This window comes from Rhodopirellula sp. UBA1907, from assembly GCF_002337565.1.
Classification (GTDB): Bacteria; Planctomycetota; Planctomycetia; order Pirellulales; family Pirellulaceae; genus Rhodopirellula; species Rhodopirellula europaea.
Map to the genome: position 1 here is coordinate 128,120 of NZ_DDGH01000013.1, position 24,338 is coordinate 152,457.

Consider the following 24,338-nt stretch of genomic DNA (forward strand, 5'->3'; position numbering starts at 1 on the left):
AGGGCCGAGCATGGGAAACGGCGTGCACTTCCCTCCCCGGTCCGGACCTCTCAAAAGGAAGGAGATGTAAAACTGCACGATCTCCTACCCCTAGTGGAACGAACCGCTCAGAATGCTTCTCGAACCGCAAATGGCCCGATCCGCGAAAATCGCTGGTGCCGAAAGCAAATTTTTACGGAGGATTCGACGCCATTGCGGTTGCTAGCAAATGCCGGTTGTTTTGAATTTCTGCATTGCGTCCGCCATTGTGGCTTGGGGGAGTCCCCCTGGATTTGGCCTGCCAATTGACAGCGGCCCGGGGACTTGATCAATCTGTTGCCCCATCGATGCAATCGTGTGTCGTCAAATCGCAATCAGCCTCCCGATCGGATCGGTTTTGGCTGGCGAACATTGGCACGGCGATCGCATCACACCAACACAACGTGGGCATTTGGCTGCCAAGGCGGCGAGGTGCGATCGAGAAACGAGGTGAACCCGGTTTTTGCCGTGTTCGCAGAGTGATCTCGGTTGAACGTCTTTGGACGTTTCCATGGGCCACATCGCGTGTTCCCTGTGTGGTGAATCCATTCCCCGATGAGACAACTGTATGAGCCGAGCGAAGCTCGATTCCATCCGTGCCGCTGGGCCGGCAATTTTGCCGAGCCTTTTGCAATGCGATTTTGGTGACTTGCGCACCGAGATCGAGAAGCTGAACGTTGCTGGAACGCGCGTGTTGCACTTGGATGTCATGGACGGCCACTTTGTGCCCAACCTGACCTACGGCATGCCCATTGTCGAAGGTCTGCGTCGTCACACGGACATGCCGCTGGACGTTCACCTGATGATCAGCGATCCGGTTACCTACGCGCAACCGATGGTCGATGCCGGCGCGGACATGCTGACCTTCCACGTGGAAGCAGTCGAGGACTCCGTCGAAGTCGCTGGAAAGATTCGTGATATGGGCGTTGGCGTCGGTGTCGCGATCAACCCCGACACGGACTTTGCCAAACTGGATTGCTGCCTTGATTCAGTCGACATGGTCCTGGTCATGAGCGTCAACGCAGGGTTTGGCGGCCAAAAATTCAATCCAGTTTCGCTGGACCGTTTGCGAAGCCTCAAAGAACGCAAACCAGACTTGCTGCTGGAAATCGACGGTGGCATCAAAGCCGAGACAATCGGTGAGGCTCGTGCCGCCGGTTGCGACCTGTTTGTCGTTGGGTCCGCGATTTTTGGACAACACGATTACGAAACTGCGATCAACGAATTGACGCAGGCCATGCATGGTTCGCCTCCTTCAGCAGGAGACCAGTCATGATTTCACTTTGGCCCAAAGCCGCTTCCAAGCTGGTTTTGATTCGCCCCGGTGCGACCACCTTTGATGAACAAGGTCGCATGAAGGGCAACCTGGACATGCCGTTGTGCGAACGCGGCCGCATGCAAGCTGAATCGCTCGCCAGCGAACTGGCTGGCATTCGCCTCCATGCGATTTACTGTGCACCCTGCCAATCCGCGGTCGAAACGGCGACGTGTCTTTCCGAAGGACGTGACCTGCGTCCCAAGGTGATCGACGAGTTCCGCAATGTGGACCACGGATTGTGGCATGGCAAACTGATCGAAGAAATTCGCCGCAACCAACCACGGCTGTATCGCGAATTGTGCGACACGCCGGAATCGACTTGTCCTCCCGGTGGTGAACCGTTGCACGAAGCCGCCCATCGAGTCGGCAAGGCGGTGCGTCGGATCTTGAAACGCAATCGCAACCAAGTCGTTGCCTTCGTGATTCCTGATCCGTTGGCATCCTTGGTCGCCAGCCAACTGAAAGACGAAGCGTTGCCACAGATCTGGAAAGTCGAAACCGACGCCGGCAACTGGCAGTTGATCGAAACATCTTGATTGAGAACTTGCTTCACCGGCAACGATTCTCTAGCGTGCTCGGCCGATCCAAGCGAATGGCCCGCACGCGAAAATTGAACCGTGGTACCACCGAACAAGCCGCTTCTTCACGGAAGCGGCTTTTTTCGTGCCAGTGGACAGCGGTCCCCCCAAGGTGTTCTTAAGGTGAACAGATCCTCAATTGCATCTGCGTTTTGCGAAATGACGTCGGCAATCGTTCTTGCGGAAAGATTGTCCTGCCTCTATTGAGTTGTTAATCTAGGCGCTCAGGTGAAGTACAATTCGATTCACGGATCTCCGTCACCCATCGCGTCTGTCTACGATATCTTGTTGCAAACTGACGCGACGACGGTTCGCCTGTTCGCCCACCTACCTTTCCCTTCCTTTGGAACTGTTTGTCCATGACCTCGAAAACAAACCGCCGCCGTTTCATTGGCCAATCGGCCGCATTGACCGCGGGAGTCGGCTACTTTGCCGGTACCAGCGTGGCACAAGAAGAGTCGCCCTCCGCATTGAACTCGCTGTCAGCGGCCTGCATCGGCGTCGGCGGCAAAGGCGGTAGCGATACCAGCCACATCGCCAATCAAGGCGTCAAGATCGCCGCGTTGTGCGATGTCGACCGTGACACATTGGCAAAGAAGGGCCGCGAATTCAAAGACGCAGAACAGTTCGACGACTTCCGCGAAATGCTGGACAAACTGGGCGATAAGGTCGACATCGTGACCTGCAGCACGCCTGACCACACGCACGCGGCGGCATGTGTCAAAGCCATGAACATGGGCAAGCACATCTACTGCCAAAAACCCATGACCTGGTCGATTCGCGAAGCTCGCTTGATGCGAGAAACCGCGGAGAAGACCGGCGTCATCACCCAAATGGGCAACCAAGGCACCAGCGAAGATGGTCTTCGCGAAGCTGTGGAAGTCATTCAAAGCGGCGCGATCGGTGACGTCAGCGAAATTCACATTTTCAGCAACCGTCCCGTGTGGCCACAAGGTGGCGGACGTCCTGAAGGCGAAGACCCCGTGCCGTCCTCGTTGAACTGGGATGCTTGGATCGGCCCGGCCCCGATGCGTCCGTTTGTCAAAGGCGCCTACCACTCGTTCAACTGGCGCGGTTGGGTCGACTTCGGAACCGGTGCTCTCGGTGACATGGCCTGTCACACCACCAACATGCCTGTCAAAGCTCTTCAGTTGTGGGACCCCATCGCGGTCACCGCTGTGAAGAACCCCGGCATCGTCGAAGGCGAACAGTATCCCGGCAGCAGCTCGCTGATGTTCGAGTTCCCAGAACGCGAAGGTGCCGATGGCAAGATGCTGCCACCTTGTAAGTTCTACTGGTACGACGGCGGCAACCTGCCACCGGAAAGCATCATCTCGCAGTTGCCCGCTTCGTTCCAGAAACGCGTCCAAGCACAACGTGACGGCGGACGGAAACAATCCGGTGCGGTCATCGTCGGCAGCAAAGGCCTCGTGTTCTCACCCGACGACTACGGAGCCAAGTACTACTTGCTTCCCGAAGACAAATACGTCGACTTCAAAAAGCCCGAACCTTGGTTGCCTCGCATCCCATTCAACGCCAGTGGCGACGAACGACACAAATGGGAATTCGTTAGCACCATCAAGGGCGAATACGAGCCCGGCACCATGTCGAACTTCGGCTACGCTGGCCGCCTGACCGAAACCATCTTGGTCGGCAACTTGGCCATGCGTGCTGGCGAAGGCCAACGCATCGAGTGGAACGCCAAGGAATTGATGAGCCCCAACGTTGAAGCCGTCAACCAATTCGTTCAACGCGAATACCGCGACGGTTGGGAATTGGGCTGATCCGCCTCGCGGCCGATTGAGCCAATCAACGAATGACAAATGCAAAGAGCCCGGTTTTCACCGGGCTCTTTTTTTAATCTTGCAATGCCAGCAGCCACTTCCCCAGTCACCACCCACTTCACAACCCGAACGCGTAGGCGAGGGACCACACGAAACCCCGGAGAGCTCAGCCACCAGGTGACGTAGGCCAGGTCTCACCTGGCAACCAACCGATGCTTTGGTACAAAGCGAGGCGTCTACCCACAACACTCAACGCAGCCCATCAATCACCCAGCCAGGTGCAACCTGGCCTACAAACAACACCCCGGGTTCAACTCACTTCAAGCGAGTCGATGCCGGCATGACTTGTGGCGTTCCAGTTTTCGCAGGCGAGGCGATTGCGTTGGCGGGTTCACCCTGACCATTCTCCGGTGCATCGTTTCGGTCAACCATTGCGATGTCGACCGAGTTGGATGAACTCGAACGAGCAATGTTCCACGTCCCGACAGACGGCGGCAACTCGCTCGCTCGTTCTCGTACCGTCGGACGCGAAATCGTGGTCGTGGTCAAACCGCTGCTAGGCGATGTCTTGCCTGACGAAGCTTGTTGCCAAGCCCGAAAGTCAGGTGAATAGCGGTTGGCGAGTGCCATCGCACTGTCTGCTTTCGTTCCTGGCAGCAGAACGTTGGTCGGTTGTCCCTGCAACGTTTTGCCTTCCTTGGTTTTGAACGATGCAACCAAAGAGATGTGACGCTGTTCGCCACCAATCGCGTCCCACGGAATCCAAACGCTGTACGATGCGCCGACGTCTGACTGGCTGAAGTGGCTGGTCAATTGCTCTGGTGTGAACTCAAACCGTTTGACCGCAGTCTTGGGGTCTTCGGCCTTGTCATCGAAACCATGAATCACCAGCGTGCCGTCGACTGGTACCGAACGAGTTTTCTCGTCGTAGAAGAAGATCCGTCCGCCAAATCCTCGTGTTGGAACTCGGCCGACTTGCGTCAACGATTCGGTTGACCATACCGCAGCCAATTTTGCGGGGTTGGGATAGGGCTCAGGCGCCTTGTCCTTTTTCGCCCATGGCATCCGTTCCAGCAGACTCTTTTTCGGTGCCGCACTTTCGGACTGCGTCATCGACGCACATCCGGTGCTGAGTGTCAAACTGACCAAGCAAGCCCCAAGTGTCACTCGGGATGCATTTCGGGCGCGAGATTTCAATGACATGTCTGGGTCTCTGCTTTGAGGGTTGACCGCGAATCTTTTTCCCAACGCGGAAAGCGTTCGGATTCAAATTCACGACGACACAAATATTTACAAGCGAGGTTGGCTTCAACGAGAACAGTTGCGGGAAAGTTCTCGTCGACATGACAACGACGCCGTCATCTTTCATCCGTGTCGGGACGGCCCCAATCGGATGCTCTTCTACTTTGCCACTGCACACTTGCGTGATTGCAGGACGCGAATCACGCGAGTGTGCGATGGCAATGGACTGATTACTTAGAACGGTTGAAGTTGAACCAACGTTTCTTGGTCGCGGCTTCTTCACCAGCGGGTTTCTCCGCTTCTGGTTTGGAAGATGTCCGAACGGATGCCTGTTTAGCAGGAACCTGCGAGGACGATCCGTTCGTCGTCGCTTGTTTGGTCGGTACCGATCCGGAGAAGCCCGCTCCCGTCGCTGGCACGCCGCCTGACACGGGTGCCGGTAACATTTCATTCGGAGCCGACAGCACTGGTGGCGGCAATTGATCCACGGGCAAACCTTGTTGCGTCGGCATCGATCCCTGAGGAGCCTCGATCCAATCGTTGTGGATGATCGACTCACCAGGATTCAACGTCACGTCCGATGGCAACTGGTTCGTTGTTCCGGGAACCACATGTCCTTCGACTGAATTGATGACGGTACCAGGAGGAACCATGCCTCCCTTCACGGCGCGGCCACCACCGGGCATATCAGCCGCGGGGAAGACATCGACCGTGGGATGAATATCGGGATAGATCGTTGGCCCAACCGCGGGTCCCCACAATCCATAACCGCCCGACAATCCAACGTCCCCGTGCATTTCGACGACGTCGGCCAAGCACCAACTCATGCGGCTGGATTCAACCTGTTTGACATATTCCAGATCTTCGTGACCGGTCACCAAAATCGGTGTCATGACCACCAGCAATTCGCTGCGTTGCTCAATCTCAGAGTCAAACTTGAAGAACGTGCCGAGAACGGGAATGTTCGACAGGTAAGGCACTCGACGCGTTCGGTTCTGACGAACCTTTTGGATCAATCCACCGAAGACGACCGTTTGTCCATCGAAGGCCGTGATTGTGGCCTGAGCCTTGGTTGTATCAATCGCTGGCACGAAAATCGGATTGCTGTTCTGATCGAAACCGATGTTTTGTCCCTCGCTCTGGTTGATGTCGGAGCGACTTGCGTCAATCGCCATTAAGATCAAACCGTCTGCGCCGACGCGTGGCGTTACCCGAAGAATGATCCCTACGTCAACATTTTCGATACCGATAATAGGCTGCCCCAACTGGGTAAACGAAATGTCAGATGGTCGAGGGAAATTCTGACCGACTTGGACAAAACCTTCCGTGTTATCGGCCGTCATGATTTCAGGTCGGCTGAGAATCTGCAGACGGTTGGCAACTCGCAAGGTCCGCAAGAACAGATTGACGGATTCGCTAGCAGCTGAGAAGACGAAACCTCCAGAGTTAAGGCCACTCAGATTAGTCAACTGACTGGCGTTCGCGCCAAAGCTGGTTAAACCTTGGGAGGCAACGTTCTCCTGTCCAAACGAATTCGCATTGGGTAGGTTGGTTCCACCAAAATTGAACCCAGGAGTCGAGGCTGGATTCCCAGTGGCGATCGCACCCGTTGCCTTGCCACGATCGAACAACAACGAATCTTGCAATCCAAACTCGCCGCCGATTTCGAATCCGTCATCCAGTTGGACTTCCGCAATCAGTGTTTTGATCAACACCATCGGTGGACGTCGGTCCAAGCGATCGATCAACTGACGGACTTCTTCGTAGATCCGTGGCGAAACGCTGAGCAAGACGCTGTTCGTTTGAGCTTCCGCAACTGCGACGATGTCACGATCGGGAAGGTCCAACGGACCAAGGCCCTGTTGGAACTGCGTGATGTTGTTTCGAGATTGAGCTCGTTGCGTCACATAGTTGGTGATCGCGGTTGCAACGTTCTCAGCAATTTGGTGTTTCAGCCAAATCACTTCGGTGATGCGTTCGGCAAACCCTTCGCTGTCGAGTCGCAACAAGATGCTTTCGACCACTTCTAAATCTTCCGCCGACCCGCTGGCAATGATACTGTTGGTGCGGATGTCGGTTGAAAAAACGAGCGGAGTCAAAGCACTCTCGGACGCTGACAACGATGGCAACTCACCAAGGTTGCCTGCTCCGACGCTGGTACCATTGGTCGCCGCATCATCGCCGAACAAGTTTTGCAAGGCGGTGGTCAACTGCGTCGCGTCACCATTCTCGATCGTGAACACTTTGACCAGCGAATCAATGCCGGGTGTTTGATCGAGCTGGCGAATCAGTTCGCCGATCAGCGGCATGCCGCCGGCCGGAGCACGAACCACCACCGCGTTGACGTTGTTGTCGGCGGTGATCACAGCACCGTTCAAAATTCCCGAATCGAGAATCGGGTTGCCGGGCGAATTGAGCGAAACGATTGACAGCGAAGTTGCCGCGGTCGTCGTGTCACCAGCGATGTTTTCGGGCTCACCCGAGATCGCATCTTGCAACACCTCGACCATGTCTTCCGCTCGAGCGTTGGTCAAAGGGAAGACTTTGATCTCAGCGGTCGAGGGAATCTTTTGAACGTCAATTTCTTCCACCAAACGTGTGACTTCGGCGAGGTCACGCGGCGATGCACTGACGATCAGCGAGTTGGTTCGATAGTCGGCAGAAATCCGAACGCGAACGCCTAGACCGGGCCGATTTTCTTCATCGCCACCGGGCTGGTTGGTGAAGAACGTTTGAATGGTGGCTTCGGCGTCGGTGGCCGATGCGTGTTGCAAACGGAAGACTCGCAAACGATCCGTTTCGGGGATCGGCTGGTCGATCTTCTCGATCAAGTCGTTGACCGCTTCGATGGCTTCCTTGCGACCGATCAACAACAACGCGTTGGGCGAGTCGAGAGCGGTGATGCTGACATCGCCTTGGCGAGCCGACAATACGTCTTCGTAAAGCTGCGTCAACAATGCCGCGACGGCGTTGGAATCGGCGTGCTGAAGCTGACGCACTTCGATCTCAGGCTGAGTCAGCTTGCTCTTCTCTTCGATGTCTTTGACGATATCCATGACGCGTTGGATATCGCGTTTGTTGCCTTTGACGATGATCAGTCCCGATTCAGGAACAAACTGAATCTCGGGATCACCGATTGGGCCGGCGGGATCTTCGCCTTCCGCGTTGGGATCAGCCGCGGCAACATCTGCTGCCCCATCCGGTGCCGCGTTCCCGCCTTCGTTTTGGAAGGCCGCGGTGCGGAAGTTTGGCTGGGTTCGGTTGGATGCGGGTCGTGCTGATGTGCCCGATCCCGTTTTGGGATCCAGATCTCGCAACAAACGGATCGCACGTTGCACCGAAGAGATCTTCGCATGCTGCAACATGTAGACGCGAGTTTCTTCACCGGCAAAACGCGGTGCTTGGTCGATCGCTTGGATCGTCTTGCGCCACGTGTTGTGCATCATCGGGCTGGTCGTCAGCGTGACCGCGTTGGCACGACGATCGACTTCAACTCGAGTCGCACTGCCGCCACGTTTTTCCATCGTCAACGTGAACGATGCTCGCTCGCCGTTTCGGCTGGTCGTCACCGGAACGTCTTCGCCAGCGATGATTCGCAGAGCGTCTTCGACTTCTCGCCAAGTGATGTTGACCAAGTGCACGGTAATCGGCGTTGCGGCCTGTGAACCGGCGGCTTGAGCCATGTTGCTGGACAAGGTCGCTGCGTCTGCGGCGATGCGGCTTTGCAGATTCGGCGGTGCCAGAACCAACAGTCCTCCACCTGGACGATCGTCCGGAGTGATCGTCACACCCGGCTGATCGAGATATTGCAGACTCAGACGTGTCGCCACCGAATCGGCCACCGAGGCTGGCACCTTGAGATGCTTCAGCTGCGGCTCATTGGGACGCTGAGCGGAGACGCCCATGGCTGTCGACGTCGCGATTGCCAGAGCAAGTGCGACTCGTTTTGCGGTCGCCAACTTTGCGGAACGCTTCCGTTGATTGAATCGAATGAGCTTGCCGGTCACGGTGCCACCTTGTGTTCGAATGAATCGGCGACCGAGTTTTCTCGCTCACCGGTGCAGAAAGCTCCTCTGCACAACCCGTTACTTCGTCACAACCGGACCAATCACTGCAATCAAATTGAGAGGCAGCGTCGGTTGTTACAAAACGCAAGGACACAAAAACGGCACAAAAAAAGCCCCCTCGTCAGGCACCGCTTGTAAAAACGGCAACCACACAGGGGGCTAATTCGTTGAAATTTTCAATCAAGTACGGATGAGAGGATTCGAACCTCCACGCCCTTATCGGGCACTAGATCCTGAGTCTAGCGCGTCTGCCAATTCCGCCACATCCGCGGGCAAAGCGGCAGGATATCGTCTCAACTCGATGTCGACAAGTCGCTTCCTGCTGGTCGTGGACACCTCTCGCCGAGGAACGGTTGAAAAATAACTGTTGAGTATTTTGTGCCGGAATCACCGATTGAATGCTCTGTCTGCTAGGCACCTGACGCTCGCCTCCCGCTCACTGGTAACCTCGACCGGATGAACCACAGCCCCCTTCCATGCCGCCCCAAATCATCCGTTCCAGACTCAGCCCCCGACCACGCGATTGAGCTACGCAGTCGTTGCCGAGGAGTGGTTCCGCTGGATGCGATTTGGTCGCCGTGGATGATGCAGTTGGCTGCCGAAGCCGATCAAGTCAAACAGCTGATTGAGTTTCACGGCTCACCAGTCAACGTGTTGTCGGCCGATCCCATGCGGTCCAACATCGCCGACCTTCAAAAAGTCGCCGAGCGTGCCAACGTGCTGCTGCATATTCACTTCGCTCGCAAAGCCAACAAGTGTGCCGAATTCGTCCGCACCGGACTGTTGGAATCCATCGGCTTTGATGTCGCCAGCGATTCCGAATTGGAAGAAACACTCGATGAGCTACATGGATCGCCGCAGCATCCTTCGAAGGATCCAATTCTGTGCACCGCTGCGGTCAAACCAGCCAGCTTGATTCGCTCGTGCGTGTTGAACGACGTCGTGCTTGTGATCGACAACGAAGATGAACTCGCGACCCTGCGTGAAACACTTGCTGATTTGGGACCAACCGCACCGAAAGCCAGAATCGCGTTCCGTCTGCAGCATTGTCCGAACAAGTTCCCCGGCCTGCCGTCGCGGTTTGGAATGCCAGCCGACGAATTGACTCTGCTGGCAAAATCAATTGGTGGAGACGCTCGCATTCAGGTCGTTGGCATCCATTTCCACGTCCACCGGTCTCACGAGCAATTCGCACCATCGTTCACCACATCGCTAATTGAAGAAGCACTCCACGTCGTCGATCGAGTTCGAGGACTTGGGCACACGGTCGCGTGGTTGGACATTGGCGGCGGCTTTCCCGTCAACTATCTCCGCGATCAAATGCAGTGGAAGCGTTTTTTCACAAAAGCTCTCGCCTCCGTGGAAACAAACGGCCGTTTCGCTTCGGATCGAAAACTGACGTGGAACCAGCGTCCGCTAGCCGACATCGATCCGGCATGGCAACCGCTCAGCGCGGCGAATTGGTTTCGCGCCGTGCTCACGCCATCACTCTCTTACGAAATCAACCGGCGAGAACTGATTTTGAAATGCGAACCTGGCCGAGCCCTGCTGGATGGATGCGGCGTGACGGTCGCAGAGGTCTTGTTCGTCAAACGCGACCGAAATCAAGACCATCTGATCGGCCTGATGATGAACAGCTCGCAATGCCGAACAACCCGCGATGATTTTCTGGTCGATCCGATCGTCATCTCCGCCTCGAAGGCATCAGCGGAGCAAACGAAAAAGACTGATCACGCAGAGATGGAAGGCTACTTCGTCGGTGGCTACTGCACCGAGTCAGAGTATCTGATGCAGCGAAAGTTTCGATTTCCAAACGGTATTTCGCGTGGCGACTTCGTGCTCATTCCCAACACCGCCGCCTATCAGATGCATTTTGCCGAGAGTCGGGCTCACCAAATGCCATTGGCGGAAAACGTTTTTATCTGATTGAACACCGTCACCAAAGCAAAAACGCGAACACCCCGGATTGGGACGCTCGCGTTGCTAGATTGAACAGTTGACTCAGACTTAACGATTCGGATCAGCTACCCGCTTTGGGCAGATCGGTGTGGGCATTGGGGCCGAAGTAACGCAGACCAACCAAAGGTTCGCTGCCCAGGTTCTCGATCTCGACACCGTTGGTGGCTGCAACGTGGCTGATGAACACTTCGTCGGTCGTGTTCTCGCCGAAGCGAATCATCGCAGGCGTTTGCAGATCCAAGTTTCCGATTCGGCCGCGGCCTTGCACGGTGATCCAGCTGCTCGCCGCACCGTCTTTCAAAACGCACTTGGCACCGGGAGCAATCGTCAGCTCTTTGGCGCTGAACAATTGCTCGCCATCGACCGTGCCGTAAACGATCCACAAATCTTCATAGCCATCGCCGCTGCGTTTTTCGTCGCGAACTGGCTCGAGATAATTGCTGTTTTTGAAGTGGGTGTCGACGTTCTTGTCCCAATCCAACTGCCCGACGATGAAATCGAGGTCTTGGTGTTTGTCTTCGGGCATGTCTTTGACCAGCAACGACCAAGGCACATAGCGGCCTTCGACGATCGATTGGTACATGCCGAACACGTCGCTGCCCCATTGTGGCTCGTACGTGCACAACGAACCCGGTGCGTGCAAGACTCCCGGTGGGATCAACCAACCCGTGCCTCGTTTCAGGCGGTAAGCACGGCTGAGGTCCAAAATGCCGTTGTCGCCTTCGTTCCAATTTTCCAAGCAACGACGAACGTCTTCGGGTTGGGTGCCTGGCTCCAAGCCCATGAACGTGTACGAGAAATTGTTGTCGACGTTGTTCAGCTGTGGCGGGAAGTAATAACTTTCCGGCTTGCCTTCCTGACCGACCAGCTCCGCGTCTTCGAACGACTGGTGCATGTGGTGGGGGATGGGGCCCATGTTGTCAAAGAATTTCGAATACACCGGCCAACGGTTGTACTTCGAATAAATTGCTTCGCCGACGATGTCGTTGCCGCGTTCGGCGACCGCATCCTTCAACATGAATTTTTTGCCTTCGAACAAGCAAAAACTTTGACCTTCGTGCCACACTCGGCCTTCGTTGGCCGCGTCGGTGGTGCTGCCGAACCAACGTTCGTCAATTCCGCCTCGATCCGCACCAAAGCGATAGTAATCCGATGGATGCAGTTTGATCCGGCGTCCAGGGTGCAGGAACGAACGCGGAACCCAGGTCGGAGTCAACCGCAGTACACCACCATGGGCGTCCATGGCAGAATCGAGGATACTGGAAACGCTGTCGCCCTGGATTAATCCTTCGTCTAACTTCACGGTGCTCATCGGGTGCTCGGTTGGGAGGCGGTGGAGATGGGATGATGAATGATAATTAGCATGGAACACAATCAGCACGAATTGCGCCCAGACCGTTTCCAGGACATGTTTTAGGCCGCAGCGAAGGTCTATACAAGTTCAGAGGCCGGGTCCAGAATGCCCCGGCTTCGCACGCCACCCTCGAATTGAATTGGAAGCCCTTCATGGCCACCGAATCCATCGTTGTCCGAGAAGTCGATGACCGTGACCAACGCATCCAGTGGGACACGAACAGCCCGCTGCACCTGGATTTGTCGACCCGAGTCGGTGATTGGACGGTCCGGCACGGAATCTTTCGCGGCGGCGTCAGCGAAGGCGTCGAAATCGTACGTCTGAAGAACAGTCGCATGCACGTCGACGTTCTTCCGACGCGCGGCATGTCGATTTGGCGAATCGAGTGCGATGGAATTCGTTTTGGCTGGCATTCACCAGTCAACGGACCGGTTCACCCGAACCACGTTCCCGTATCGGAACCCAGCGGATTGGGTTGGTTGTCGGGATTCGATGAACTTGTCGTGCGATGCGGGCTAGAAAGCAACGGTGCCCCTCAGCACGATGCCAACGGAAAACTCGAATACCCGCTGCACGGGCACATCGCCAACACGCCCGCGGATTCGTTGTCGCTTGAGTTTGACGAAGCTAGCGGCCGCGTCGAATTGATCGCCGAAACCATCGAAACACGCCTGTTTTTCAAGCGTTTTCGAATGCGTTCGCGAATTCGCGTCCATGCCGATCGTACGGAAGTTGAACTGCTCGACGACGTGACGAACGAACTCGCCATGCCGCGAACGATGCAAATGCTCTACCACATCAATCTGGGATCGCCCGTCCTTGGCGAGAACAGTCGCCTCGTTTCAACGCTTGATGAACTGGCTCCCAAAGACGCTCACGCGGCAGAACAAATTGACCGTTGGGATGAATTCGATGGTCCAACCACCGGCGAAACCGAACGTGTTTACTTTGGCCGACCTCGGGCCGATGAAACCGGTTACACACACGCGATGTTGATGTCTCCCAAACAGAAACGCGGCTTCGCGGTCAGCTTCAAAACGTCCACCTTGCCCGCCTTCGTCTTATGGAAAAACACCGCGGCCGAAACGGATGGCTACGTGACCGGATTGGAACCTGCAACCGGTTTCCCAAACCGACGCGGATTCGAAGAACAACAGGGCCGATTGGTTGACATCGGTGCCGGCGAAACAAAATCCTTCCGCATCAAATTGCGTCCTCTGATGGATGCGGATTCCGTCGAAGCCACCCGACAAAAGATCCAATCGCTCTCCGATGAAGGCGAGCCGACTGAGATTTCGCAAGAACCGCGAAGCGATTGGACGGACCTCAATGGCTGAGCCAGAACAGCTGGGGCCTTACCAGATTGAAAGCGTCATCGGTCGCGGTGGCATGGGATCGGTCTACCGAGCCAAGCACGCGAAGTCCGGCGAAGAAGTCGCGGTGAAGTTGATCGCTCAACACGTTGCCGACGACATGCGTTTTCGCCGACGATTTGACGCGGAAGTCGAAACCCTGCGACGATTGCGGCATCCGGGAATCGTTCGCTTGATCGGCTACGGCGAAGAGGCCGGACAACTTTTCTATTCCATGGAACTGGTTCGCGGCGAAACACTCCAAAAACGAATTCGCGATGTCAAACGCCTGGGTTGGTTACCAACCTTGGACATCGCAACGCAGGTTTGCTCCGCTTTGAAACACGCTCACGACATTGGAGTGATCCATCGCGACCTCAAACCAGCCAACTTGATTCTGACCGACGCTGGCGAAGTCAAACTGGTGGACTTTGGAATCGCCAAACTATTCGGCTTCGGCGAACAAACCCTGCACGGATCGGTGCTCGGGACCGCTGACTACATGGCTCCCGAACAAGCCGGCAGCCATTCGATCACACCTCGCACCGATTTATATGCACTCGGCAGCGTGATGTATGCGATGCTGGCTGGGCGAGCCCCATTCGCGGGAAAAAAAGTCACGCAAGTCGTCGAGGCCCTGCAACGCGATCGTCCGGTTCCATTGGATCTGATCAACCCAGACATCCCGGCCGAAGTCGTCGAGATCGTCCACCAATTGCTAGAAAAAGATCCGGCCGACCGTCCCCCGACCGCCCTCGCGGTGATGAATCGCCTGAAGGCCACCCGCGCGGGATTGCAGCGTGGCCGCACGCTGAACGAACAAGCCTCCCGCACGCAACTCGGCGACGAAGACTTCACGCCCGAATTGCCACCCAACTTGGCTGGCGATTTGGACACACGAGGCCACCATCACACCGACGCCTCTCGCGAGGTTTCGCCAGATTTGCCGACCAATGAAACCGGTGGTGATCATCCGACCGGACGACGCGTTGTGGCGGGCGACCACCCGAGCAACCTTGCCGATCCGCTGACCGATCCGGCGATGACCAGCACCAACGATTCGGCGACTCAATCCAAAGGAAACAACGAACCGGTCAAGACTCATTTTCAAACGATTGATTCCAATTCGCCTCCCGGTGGCTATCTGTCAGACCTGCATCGCGCTGAAGGCTCGGAATCCAATTGGGTCCAGTGGGCTTCGATCGCCGGCATGGTTTTGATTCTTTTCGGTGGCCTGGGATTGTTCGCTTACTCGATCCGAACTCCTTCCGCATCGACTTTGTTTGAGTCCTTTCAAGCCGCCGAAGTGAACGGAGACCTCGGCTCACAATCATCACGCATGACTCAGTTCTTGAATGCGTATCCGGATGACGAACGTGCCGACCAAGTTCGCGAGTGGCAACGTTCGGTCGAACTCGAATCGACCTATCGACAGCTGAAGAACCGAGCGAGGACGGCGGGTGGTTCATCCAAGATGCCTCCCGCGGAACAGTCACTGTTACAAGCCTTGTCCCTGCGAGAAACATCCACCGCCGACGCGGCAGAACAACTGCAAGCGTGGCTGGATGTTTACTCCATCGAAGTGGATCCCGAATCCGCCGGGTACGTCATGTCTCCCGGCGACAAACTCAAGCACCGACTTCGGCAACGAGAGCTTGAGCAATTGGAAGTACTGGTTCGTGATGAACTCAAGCGATTGAAAGAAGATCCATCCGACCACATTGCCAACAGTCAGCGGGAACTCGCCCTGCGTTCACGTCTCACGACCGCACTCCGACTCCCGCGCGATCAGAAAACGCGAGTGTTGGAAGGCATCATCACGCTCTACGGAGACCAAGAATGGGCGGCAGAAATTGTCAGCGAGACCAAACAACAATTGGAAACAATGGAGTGAACCAAACGGGACGACATCCGTGATCACTCGCCGCATCCACCTCACTCACCGCTCTCATTCTCTGAAACGACTAGTTCAGCGGTTTCGGCATCTTGGTTCTCCGAGAGACTCTCGTCTTCAGCGGTGCCCTCGCTCGCTTTCAATTCCTTCGCTTGGATCACTGCCTCACTCGCCTCTTCGATGATCTCAATCAACTCGTTGCGATGCTCTCGAGTTTCTTGGTCTCCAACCTCCAACTCGCGAAGTTTCTCAAACGTATCCAGCATGTGGGCGAGCGTCTCTTCGTCCTCAAACATGAGACGTTCGCGTAGGTATTCCAGACTTCTTGTACCCTGATACCATCCTTTCTGTCGCATCGCGATTTCGTCGGCTTGCACCATTAACCTGTCAACGATCCAGCGGTCCGCATTGGATTTCTGAATCGCGTCGGCAATGAGCGAAATTTCCGGCAATCCATCGCCGCGATCTGGATACTTCGGTGGTGGATCCCATACCTCCGGATACGCGTCCTCTCCCGATGCTTGCATCGTCGCGATCGCTTCTTCGACGGCCCCCTCGCGAAGCAACGAATCCACCTGTGCCGAGCGAACCAGATTTGGTTGAAAGAACATCGCGGCGAACAATAGAACTGCACCCGAAACAGCGGGCCAAAGCCAAACGATCTTTGGCATTGAAACGTTGCGTGAGGCAACCTCCTCGAAACGATGTTTCGGGTTGCTCGACATCCCGATGGAAGCCAACGCGGCAAGCAACACCGGAATGATGCCGTAGAAACATCCCCCCGCGACCGTCGACTGATAGTTCACCAGAATCTGCTGAGTTTGCGTCAACCGAATCCCACCCATCAACGACACCATCGACAACTGTGCCGAAAGAAGTGCGAAGAACGCGATGACCATGCACGGGACCAAGATCCAAAACAGTGGCACGAACCATCGAAGACCAAACTGAATGGCAACGACACGGCTGAACAACAACACTCGCCAGATTGAAACGATTGACAGCAGCGCCAAATTAAAACGCAGCGACACGACTTCATCCGCCATGGTCTCGATTGGAATCGCGTACATCCAAGCCAGCGGCGCGGTCATCCAATATCCAACCAGAAAGATCCGGTAATCCCGGATCGAATTGCTTCGCGGATCACGTTTGACACCGGTCAATGCCAAACAGATTTGCACAGTGAAAAACAAAACGGTGCAAATCACCAACGAAGCGGCAAACGGCCCAAGCAAATCTTGCGGTGCATGCATCCAACTGACCGCATCGTATTCGCGAGCCATGGCCGCGGTCGCAACCAAAGCGAAGGCCAGCAGAAGCGACATTCGGCAACGCAACACGCGTCGGATCGACGTTTCGACTCCGAACAGAAACAGCAACGGATCTCGCAGCCGCATCGTCGTTGGCTCACTGTCAGGTGAGTCGCTCATACCTGGTTTCTCGCGGTGCGTCGGGAGGATCGAATCTTCTTTTGAATGGAATCGCGTCGTGCCTGAGCCTCCGGACGAAACACTCGCTCGACCAAGTCATTGAACTCGTTTTGCAATTGCTCGGCCGTCATCTGATCTGGCTGATAAACCACGTCAAACAACGTGTACCTGGAGAAGTCACCGGGAAGCAACCGCTTCGATTGCGACAACGATTTGTAAAGGCTGGTTCCCGGAAACGGTGTCTGCAACGTCAACTGAATCTCACCCATCGGAGCTTCTTCCAAGAAGTCTCCCAGTCGAGCGATTGATGCCTTCGTTTCTCCGTCCGCTCCGACGATCAAACAGCCGTTGACGACGATGCCAGCTTCTTGAATCGCAACGACCGCCTCCAGCAGACGTTCCCAATCCGCGTTCTTGGCTCCCATGCCTGGATAGCGAAACACGCTGGACTCCAACCCAATCAAGATCTGTCGACATCCACTCTCCGATATTTGCTGTAGCAATTTCGGCTGCTTCGCGATTCGCCAATCGGATTCTGTGAACCAACGCGCACCATGGCGACGGAGTGATTCCAACATCGGTCCATGATCGCGACCACTGGCGAAAGTATTGTCATCGGCCAACTCGATCCACGGTCGCGATTGCTGGAGTGAGATCGCCTGCAGTTCCGCTTCGAACCGCTCATCCGGTTTGACCCTGGCCGGCCCAAGCATTCGGCTTGCCGCGCAGAACGAACACGCCCATGGACAACCTCGCATTGATTGAATCGTGTACCGCGGTGGCGAGTGTTCTCCCAACAAATCCCATCGCGGCAATGGCGAATCCGCGAGTGAGAACGATCCATCAGCTCGATAGGACGCAGTGGTCGTTCCCTGTATCACATCCGCCAACAAATTCGCGAACGTGCTTTCTCCGTCGCCCTGAACGACAACATCAAAATGCGGGCGACAATGTTCGGGTGCCGCCGTCGCGTGCAATCCGCCGATCACAGTTGTCACGTTGGGACGCTGTACCAGTCGACTGATTCGTGCCGCACGATCGGCCGAGGGAGTCAGCGCCGAAAAAGCGACAACTCGCGGCGGAGTCGACGAAGACTTCCCAGACAAAATCCGTTCGGCCACCTCGCGTTCTCGTGTGACACCGTCATCCAAGACCAGTTCGATATCCCACGTCTCCGGTACCAACGCGGCAATGGTCAGCAAGCCAAGCGGAGGCAATTGCGACAGAGCGGACGCGCGGCGAGCCAATCCGGGCAGCTTCAATCCGCGTTGAAGCAATTCCTCATGCCCCACTCGCAATCCACTCATCGAGACCAACGTCAATTTTGGTTTCGGCACCGGCACCTCCATCGTGAACTGGATGGCGACATCATCGCCCTGAACGTTCATGATAAACTACCTGGGTCCCGTCCGAATTCGCTCCGTGAGTCTGTTTCAATGAATCAACGTCGATCGTCCTGTTTGCGTCTCTTGTGTGTTTGCGTTGGCTTGGAAGCCGGTTTGTTTTGCTTCGGCTCTTCGGCAATGGCCCAAGATGCCGCCACGGTCGAACGACAATTCTTGATTCCGGAAACCAACGACTCGATGGCCGGTGAGGGTCCCGTCCGTCGCTATGACTGGATGAAGAATTTGTGGCAGAAACGTCGATCCACTTTTGCCTCGCGCGTGCAACAAGACCAAAACGCAATCGTTTTCCTTGGTGACTCCATCACTCAAGGTTGGGGAGACGATTTCCGTGGAGCGTTCGGCGATCGTAAAGTTGCCAACCGCGGCATCAGCGGCGATACGACTCGCGGCATGCTGTATCGATTGAAAGAAGACGTGCTGGACGTGAATCCCGAAGCGGTCGTCATGCTGATGGGAACAAACGACTTGGAGGAGCATGCCACGCCGAAGACCATCGCCGGAAACGTTCGGTTGATTCTCAAAGAATTGCAGACGCACGATTCGGAGATGCCAATCGTGATTTGCCTCGTGATGCCAAGCAGTGAAACGAAGTCACGTCCCGCTGGCAAAATCAAACGCCTCAACAAATTGCTGACCGAGATCGCCAATGAAAACGATGGCGTGCACCTGGTCGATACATGGACGCCATTCGCAAACGAAAATGGCGACGCCAAGAAAGAGGAGTTTCCCGACTTGCTACACCCAAACGATGCGGGCTATCAAAAGTGGCAGGCGGCACTCGAACCCACTTTGAACAGACTGAATCTGTAATAGCCATCCGGCATCAAATCGCCGACCAACCATCACGCGACGAGTCCTCGCCTGCTAAATCACTGCCCAGCGAATCACTGCCCAGCCATTTTCGCGATGGTCTCTTTGATCATCTTCGCGACGGTCTCGAGGTTTCCTGCCCCCGGCACCAACGATGAAGCGATCCAAGGCCGTTCGTTGGAACTGGCACGAAAGGCACAAGGCAAAGGGATCAGCTCGAGCGAAGACGCCTTGGCCAACCGCATCGCTCGCGGCATATGAAACGCGCTGGTGATCAACCCGACCTTGAGCTCTTCCGGCGAGTCGCCGTTGCCCTGGCGAAGTTCGTTCATTTCCGACGACGGTGAATCCATCAACTGCTTGAGCGAACGCATTTCCGCTTGAGTGTTAACGCCTTCGATCCGTACGATCACGTCTTCCGGCACGCCCAGCGACATCAGCAACTGAGTCGACTGTTTCCACGGCGGTTCATACCCATCGGTGGAAGATCCTGTCACGATGATTTTCCGTGTCGCCCCCGCATGATACGCCTGAGCCGCCGAGATGACTCGTTCGCCATCTCGCCCCAATTCGTAAAACCCGGGTGCGATGGCGGACGAACCGCCACCAAGCACGACGACCGCATCAAACGGTCGATCGAGATCGCGTTGCTCCAACGCAGGGCTTGGTTCCGTTTGCAACGGACTCTCAACGCGGCCGCTCATCCAGTTCGCGAAATCGCCGTTGCCGACGATCCACCAAAGAATGAAGCAGGCGAACCAACCGAGGGCCTTGGCCGCGGATTGTGTTCCACGTCGCCATTGCCGGACCGCAAACACCGTCAATGCCAACATCCCCAGCCACACCAAACCAACGGGCTGGATCAGATCCGTTCCACATCGCATTCCAGCCACGAAGCCTTGTTGCATCCAGGTCACCACAACCAGCAACAAAACAAGAGCAGCCGGAACGATCAATGACACAACCACGTCGGACCAGGAGGTTCGTGATCCGATGGAAGAGTGAACCGGTTCGTCGGCGTTAGCCGCATGAGATGAAGATGAATTCATCCCAACCATCATACTGACACACCGAAAAATGTCCTGCCCTGCGGGCAATCAGCCAACAAAAAACCCCGACCGCGATCAACCGAACAATCGCAGCCGAGGCAATCGGAATTTCGTCGTTAGCCGACTGGTCAAGCCGAAGGAATGTCCAGGTTAATCTCGTTCGAACCGGACTCGACCGTCACCATGTCTGGAAGCGTGACTTCCTTTGGTGGTTCCATCCCCTTTGAACGCGATCGCGATTTGCTGGGACTTTCCGCGGGGCCGCTCGGCATGCTGGGTGCTCCCATACCTCCGGTCATGATCTTGACTCGGTGCTGCCCGTGACTGCTCCCGGTTGATCCTGAGCGTACTCCAATGTGTATCGTCCCTCTTGATCCGACTTGCCAAACGACTGCCGGCCGCTGACGGGATAAAACGTGATCGAGGCTCCAGGAACCGGCGTCCCTCCCATGCTGACCACACCAGAAACCTCTCCGATCTCGGGCCCCGATGGGCCACATCCGGACAAAGCACCCAAACAACCGATGAGCAAGACGAACGAGCCCAGCAACTGTTTCCGTCGACTTCGATTCTGTTTATTCAACATTGCCACTTGATTCAGGTTCATCATTCAAGTCCTTCCATCGCCGACCGGTCTGCTCGATCCATCAACGCCGTGTAGATTTCGAACTGGATGCTGTCGGTGATGAATTGCACCGACCCGTCGGCCATTACGAACTGGGCACCGCCGTTGTGTTGCGATCGAAACGCGGTGTTATTGAATGCGGTTTCCATTCCGTTCTTTTCCCAACCGCCGTTCCATCTCAATCCGCCCCACGATGGCCAATCATCGCCGGAGTAGTTGATGGGATAACGAGTCACGACGTAATTGTTTTTCGAGCTTGCGGCAGTTGCGGTTCCACATGACCACATGCCGCCAAGAGCCGATCCGGCACGGTGATCGTTGAAGCCTCCGTGAACTCCACCTTGCTCACCCACCGCGATGGTGTGTGATGTCCCGTCTAGCAGCGAAGCGAATCGGGTCTCAGTACCGGGCCACGGTGTACCAAATCGCAACTTCATACCAAAGAAACCGTTGTCAGCATGAACTCCACCCCAATCCCAAACTGCGGTCGGGTGATCGTCGATGGTTCCGCCGGTGAAGTTGCAACCGCTATTGCCGGCATAGTCAGGAATCTGAACTTCCAGATTTTCAGGAGCTCCCAACGCTTGAGTCGCATCGTTTGTGGGATACAGATTCGTTTTCGCAAGCACACTCGATGGGCACCAAAACCCTGGCACGCGTGCTTGATTCATTTCTTCCCAGTGGACAACCGGTGCGGCCCAACCCGCGTTCACATTGTCGAACGACGACGCAGAGAAATCGATCCCGTCATAGATGGCTGATTGTTCCAACTGCGGCAAAATGGCGATGAACCATGACGACTTCCTTGCCCAACCATTGGCGGTGTAATTCTCAGGTCGCCCCGAGGCCGGGAAGGACTTAAACGCGGAGTGATAGTTGTGAAGTGCCAACCCGATCTGCTTCATGTTGTTGCTGCAGCTCATCCGGCGAGCTGCCTCGCGAGCAGACTGCACAGCAGGCAGCAGCAAACCGACCATCACTCCGATGATCGCAATGACGACCAGCAGCTCGACCAAGGTGAAACCACGTCGTGTGGGAATCGTGTGATCGGCGCCGTCCGTACAAACGTGGCAACGCGATGACATAGTCGGATACATCAACATCGGACTCTCGATAAGACAGGGATTTGGTGGGAAGGCATCAAGCGAACTCGAGCCTTTGGATTCCCTGGTGTCACGCAACCATCATTCCGACACACAAAACCTCGATTTCGCGATCACACCATTTACAAACCATTCGCTTAAAAATGCGCACACGAGAAAATCGGCTTCGACTAACGCCCTGCAAACCGACTTAAAGCGAGTCGCTAGGTGTCGCAATTCGCCCTCTATAGAACGCAAAATCTTTATTTTTTGGTCAGTTCTTACATTTCGTTTGCGGGGCGAGCGGCTCCCACTTCTCTCGAAACTTCCAGCCTGCATGGCAGATTCGCATTCTTGTTTAAAAACATTGCGGCAACGCCCAAATTTCAAGCGACCTGTCGCCACGGATTGGCGGTGCTTATCACTCAGTTTCAATCTGCTCCACCAGCCCGCAATTCATCGGCTTGAGTTTGAGCCGGCAACTCATCCTGTTAGTTCGCTCCATGTGTGTCAGCGACAACGAACAACTCAGCAGCAGTTGAATCGAACACCAGTTGATCGAAAGCCACGTCACACAGACAGCAAACTTCAACCAGCTCGTCCGCATCGCGACGGTCAGGCGGAAGACTGCTAGACTGAGTTGGTTGCATCCCAGTCGTTAAAACGGAGTCCACGGACGTGTTGGTTGTTTCCGAGCTGTCGAAATCGTATCCCACCGCGGGCGAACCGCTGTCCGTCTTGCGAGGCGTCAACCTCGAGCTTTCCCCCGGACAATCTGCCGCGATTGTTGGCCCGAGCGGAAGTGGCAAGACTACGCTGCTTCAAATTCTTGGAACGCTCGACGAACCCGACTCCGGGTCCGTCCAAATCAACGGCCAAGATCCGTTTGCTCTCGATGCACGCGAGCGAGCTGCCTATCGAAACCAAACGATCGGTTTCATCTTTCAGGATCACCATTTGTTGCCACAACTGTCGGTAACAGAAAACGTTCTCATCCCCGCATTGGCAAATGGAAAACCAACCGGCGATGACGCGACGCGTGCAGCGGAACTGATCGATGCCGTTGGATTGTCTCATCGAGCCACCCACCTGCCTCGCGAATTGTCGGGCGGGGAACGCGAACGTGTCGCCATCGCCCGAGCCTTGCTGATGCAACCGTCCGTTGTATTGGCGGACGAACCGACCGGCAACCTGGATTCGAAAACCGCCAAGACGATCACGGAATTGTTGCTGCGTTTGCAAGCTGAGCAGAACACGGTGTTGGTGACCGTCACTCACTCGCTGTCGTTGGCCGATGACATGAACGAGCGTTTCGAGTTGGTCGATGGTGCATTGGTACGCCGCGAACGATTCGGCATCACCGCATGACATCGACTCTTTCCCCAGAAACACTGCAACAGATCAAACGACTCGATCTGCGTGCCCGCATGGTCGTGCGAGGGTTCTTGCAAGGATTGCACAGCAGTCCGCTTCAAGGGTTCTCGGTCCAGTTCAGCGATCACCGTTTGTACAATCGCGGCGACGATCCAAAGCTGATCGATTGGTTGGTGTATGCCAAAACGGACAAGCACTACATCAAACGGTTCGAAGCGGAAACCAACCTGAACGGTTTTCTGTTGATGGATCTATCGAAGTCGATGGGTTTCCGCCAAGGAACCTCGATGACGAAGTTCGAGTACTCGACGTGCTTGGCGGCCGCACTGACATATCTGATGTCTTTGCAAAAAGATCCCGTCGGATTGCTAACCTTCGACGACAAACTGCGAGCGATCTTGCCCGCCCGCAGCCGACGCGGGCACCTCGGAGATGTCTTGGCGGCCCTATCCGGGATGACTCCCGAGGGCACCACGGAACTGCCGCGATGCTTGGTCCAGGTCGCCGCGATGCTGAAACAACACAGCCTCGTGATGTTATTCTCTGACTTACTGGGCGATCCGGAAGAAACGCTCGCGGCGCTCGCTCGTTTGCGGCACGGTGGCCATGACGTGATCGTCTTTCATGTCCTCGACGACGCCGAGGTTCGTTTTCCTTACGACGGTCCCGTCGAATTCGAAGACCCCGAGACAGGCGAACTGGTCACGGTCGATGCGACCGGGTTCCGAGCCGAGTACCTCGATCAAATCGCCGCTTTTCGCGAAACGTATTCCCAAGGCTGTTCCGCCTTGCGAATCGATTACGTGCCGCTGGACACCAGCATGCCGTTTGACCGTGCGCTGACCGAGTACCTGCAGCAACGCCAAGCAAGGTTCTAGGTAGTCGGATCCGCGCCGGCATAAACCTTGCCATCGGCGCCATCCCAACTGTACGCAACACCAGAGCGATTCCACGCACCTGTTGCGAACAATGGATCGATTGTGCCGGGTGGCAAAC

18 protein-coding genes and 1 tRNA gene are annotated in these 24,338 nt (G+C 55.8%); 9 read left to right on the top strand and 10 right to left on the bottom strand.

Translation table 11 applies throughout. From position 1 onward, the window contains the following. Positions 1-586 precede the first annotated feature (586 nt). From rpe to B2R17_RS03525, 3 genes are all read left to right on the top strand, one after another. On the top strand, positions 587-1,294 hold the full coding sequence (rpe, locus tag B2R17_RS03515) for a ribulose-phosphate 3-epimerase (RefSeq protein ID WP_286762869.1): 708 nt from the start codon (positions 587-589) through the stop codon (positions 1,292-1,294). Continuing rightward, complete coding sequence (locus B2R17_RS03520; protein WP_007332332.1) at positions 1,291-1,872, top strand: histidine phosphatase family protein; 582 nt, start codon at positions 1,291-1,293, stop codon at positions 1,870-1,872. Before rpe ends, B2R17_RS03520 begins: the two co-directional genes overlap by 4 nt. 401 nt (positions 1,873-2,273) lie before the next feature. Continuing rightward, on the top strand, positions 2,274-3,698 hold the full coding sequence (locus tag B2R17_RS03525) for a Gfo/Idh/MocA family protein (RefSeq protein ID WP_008655003.1): 1,425 nt from the start codon (positions 2,274-2,276) through the stop codon (positions 3,696-3,698). A gap of 315 nt (positions 3,699-4,013) precedes the next feature. On the opposite strand, the gene B2R17_RS03530 is transcribed toward B2R17_RS03525, so the two are convergent. From B2R17_RS03530 to B2R17_RS03540, 3 genes are all read right to left on the bottom strand, one after another. Continuing rightward, entirely contained in the window at positions 4,014-4,901 is an 888-nt protein-coding gene (locus tag B2R17_RS03530; protein ID WP_286762870.1) for a hypothetical protein, read from the bottom strand. 269 nt (positions 4,902-5,170) lie between these two features. Then, positions 5,171-8,947: a secretin N-terminal domain-containing protein gene (locus B2R17_RS03535; RefSeq protein WP_286762871.1), complete on the bottom strand. Its 3,777-nt coding sequence runs from the start codon at positions 8,945-8,947 to the stop codon at positions 5,171-5,173. Between the two features lie 245 nt (positions 8,948-9,192). Next, positions 9,193-9,277: transfer RNA gene (locus tag B2R17_RS03540), tRNA-Leu, on the bottom strand. Between the two features lie 186 nt (positions 9,278-9,463). On the opposite strand from B2R17_RS03540, the gene B2R17_RS03545 reads away from it, so the two are divergent. After that, complete coding sequence (locus B2R17_RS03545; protein WP_286762872.1) at positions 9,464-10,933, top strand: Y4yA family PLP-dependent enzyme; 1,470 nt, start codon at positions 9,464-9,466, stop codon at positions 10,931-10,933. A gap of 94 nt (positions 10,934-11,027) precedes the next feature. Here the strand turns inward: B2R17_RS03545 and B2R17_RS03550 are convergent, their stop codons facing one another. Further along, a complete protein-coding gene (locus B2R17_RS03550) occupies positions 11,028-12,278 on the bottom strand; it encodes a hypothetical protein (RefSeq protein ID WP_008654990.1) in 1,251 nt (416 codons plus the stop codon). Between the two features lie 194 nt (positions 12,279-12,472). On the opposite strand from B2R17_RS03550, the gene B2R17_RS03555 reads away from it, so the two are divergent. Together B2R17_RS03555 and B2R17_RS03560 are read left to right on the top strand one after the other, a co-directional pair. After that, complete coding sequence (locus tag B2R17_RS03555) at positions 12,473-13,657, top strand: aldose 1-epimerase family protein (RefSeq protein ID WP_008665614.1); 1,185 nt, start codon at positions 12,473-12,475, stop codon at positions 13,655-13,657. Further along, the gene (locus B2R17_RS03560; RefSeq protein ID WP_286762873.1) at positions 13,650-15,566 is read left to right on the top strand and encodes a serine/threonine-protein kinase; all 1,917 of its coding nucleotides are present in this window, start codon (positions 13,650-13,652) and stop codon (positions 15,564-15,566) included. Before B2R17_RS03555 ends, B2R17_RS03560 begins: the two co-directional genes overlap by 8 nt. 41 nt (positions 15,567-15,607) lie before the next feature. Here B2R17_RS03560 and B2R17_RS03565 read toward each other — a convergent pair whose 3' ends face one another. Both B2R17_RS03565 and B2R17_RS03570 read right to left on the bottom strand, forming a co-directional pair. Beyond that, positions 15,608-16,996, bottom strand: coding sequence for a hypothetical protein (locus B2R17_RS03565; RefSeq protein ID WP_286762874.1), 1,389 nt, complete (start codon positions 16,994-16,996; stop codon positions 15,608-15,610). Then, a complete protein-coding gene (locus B2R17_RS03570) occupies positions 16,993-18,384 on the bottom strand; it encodes a B12-binding domain-containing radical SAM protein (protein WP_286762875.1) in 1,392 nt (463 codons plus the stop codon). Before B2R17_RS03570 ends, B2R17_RS03565 begins: the two co-directional genes overlap by 4 nt. A 48-nt stretch (positions 18,385-18,432) precedes the next feature. On the opposite strand from B2R17_RS03570, the gene B2R17_RS03575 reads away from it, so the two are divergent. Continuing rightward, positions 18,433-19,212, top strand: a complete 780-nt coding sequence (locus B2R17_RS03575; protein ID WP_286762876.1) for an SGNH/GDSL hydrolase family protein — start codon at positions 18,433-18,435, stop codon at positions 19,210-19,212. Between the two features lie 74 nt (positions 19,213-19,286). Here the strand turns inward: B2R17_RS03575 and B2R17_RS03580 are convergent, their stop codons facing one another. The 4 genes from B2R17_RS03580 to B2R17_RS03595 form a co-directional block, all read right to left on the bottom strand. Further along, positions 19,287-20,273 carry a YdcF family protein gene (locus B2R17_RS03580; protein WP_339887280.1) on the bottom strand — a complete coding sequence of 329 codons (987 nt, stop codon included), beginning with the start codon at positions 20,271-20,273 and terminating at the stop codon, positions 19,287-19,289. A 116-nt stretch (positions 20,274-20,389) separates the two neighbouring features. After that, on the bottom strand, positions 20,390-20,560 hold the full coding sequence (locus B2R17_RS03585) for a hypothetical protein (protein ID WP_286762878.1): 171 nt from the start codon (positions 20,558-20,560) through the stop codon (positions 20,390-20,392). Further along, positions 20,557-20,871 (bottom strand): hypothetical protein, encoded by a 315-nt coding sequence (locus B2R17_RS03590; protein ID WP_286762879.1) that lies wholly within the window; start codon positions 20,869-20,871, stop codon positions 20,557-20,559. The genes B2R17_RS03585 and B2R17_RS03590 overlap by 4 nt, the downstream gene beginning before the upstream one ends. Beyond that, positions 20,868-21,989, bottom strand: a complete 1,122-nt coding sequence (locus B2R17_RS03595; protein ID WP_286762880.1) for a DUF1559 domain-containing protein — start codon at positions 21,987-21,989, stop codon at positions 20,868-20,870. The genes B2R17_RS03590 and B2R17_RS03595 overlap by 4 nt, the downstream gene beginning before the upstream one ends. Positions 21,990-22,646: 657 nt before the next feature. Between B2R17_RS03595 and B2R17_RS03600 the strand changes: the two genes are divergently transcribed. Further along, entirely contained in the window at positions 22,647-23,336 is a 690-nt protein-coding gene (locus B2R17_RS03600; protein ID WP_286762881.1) for an ABC transporter ATP-binding protein, read from the top strand. Next, positions 23,333-24,220, top strand: coding sequence for a DUF58 domain-containing protein (locus B2R17_RS03605; protein WP_286762882.1), 888 nt, complete (start codon positions 23,333-23,335; stop codon positions 24,218-24,220). Before B2R17_RS03600 ends, B2R17_RS03605 begins: the two co-directional genes overlap by 4 nt. The last annotated feature ends 118 nt before the right edge of the window (positions 24,221-24,338 follow it).

Coding starts and splice junctions, on each gene's coding strand:
- B2R17_RS03560 (WP_286762873.1), top strand. CDS start 13,650: ATGGCTGAGCCAGAACAGCTGGGGCCTTACCAGATTGAAAGCGTCATC.
- B2R17_RS03580 (WP_339887280.1), bottom strand. CDS start 20,273: ATGATGGTTGGGATGAATTCATCTTCATCTCATGCGGCTAACGCCGAC.
- B2R17_RS03585 (WP_286762878.1), bottom strand. CDS start 20,560: ATGACCGGAGGTATGGGAGCACCCAGCATGCCGAGCGGCCCCGCGGAA.
- B2R17_RS03545 (WP_286762872.1), top strand. CDS start 9,464: ATGAACCACAGCCCCCTTCCATGCCGCCCCAAATCATCCGTTCCAGAC.
- B2R17_RS03520 (WP_007332332.1), top strand. CDS start 1,291: ATGATTTCACTTTGGCCCAAAGCCGCTTCCAAGCTGGTTTTGATTCGC.
- rpe (WP_286762869.1), top strand. CDS start 587: ATGAGCCGAGCGAAGCTCGATTCCATCCGTGCCGCTGGGCCGGCAATT.
- B2R17_RS03605 (WP_286762882.1), top strand. CDS start 23,333: ATGACATCGACTCTTTCCCCAGAAACACTGCAACAGATCAAACGACTC.
- B2R17_RS03565 (WP_286762874.1), bottom strand. CDS start 16,996: ATGAGCGACTCACCTGACAGTGAGCCAACGACGATGCGGCTGCGAGAT.
- B2R17_RS03550 (WP_008654990.1), bottom strand. CDS start 12,278: ATGAGCACCGTGAAGTTAGACGAAGGATTAATCCAGGGCGACAGCGTT.
- B2R17_RS03530 (WP_286762870.1), bottom strand. CDS start 4,901: ATGTCATTGAAATCTCGCGCCCGAAATGCATCCCGAGTGACACTTGGG.
- B2R17_RS03525 (WP_008655003.1), top strand. CDS start 2,274: ATGACCTCGAAAACAAACCGCCGCCGTTTCATTGGCCAATCGGCCGCA.
- B2R17_RS03555 (WP_008665614.1), top strand. CDS start 12,473: ATGGCCACCGAATCCATCGTTGTCCGAGAAGTCGATGACCGTGACCAA.
- B2R17_RS03590 (WP_286762879.1), bottom strand. CDS start 20,871: ATGATGAACCTGAATCAAGTGGCAATGTTGAATAAACAGAATCGAAGT.
- B2R17_RS03575 (WP_286762876.1), top strand. CDS start 18,433: ATGAATCAACGTCGATCGTCCTGTTTGCGTCTCTTGTGTGTTTGCGTT.
- B2R17_RS03595 (WP_286762880.1), bottom strand. CDS start 21,989: ATGTTGATGTATCCGACTATGTCATCGCGTTGCCACGTTTGTACGGAC.
- B2R17_RS03570 (WP_286762875.1), bottom strand. CDS start 18,384: ATGAACGTTCAGGGCGATGATGTCGCCATCCAGTTCACGATGGAGGTG.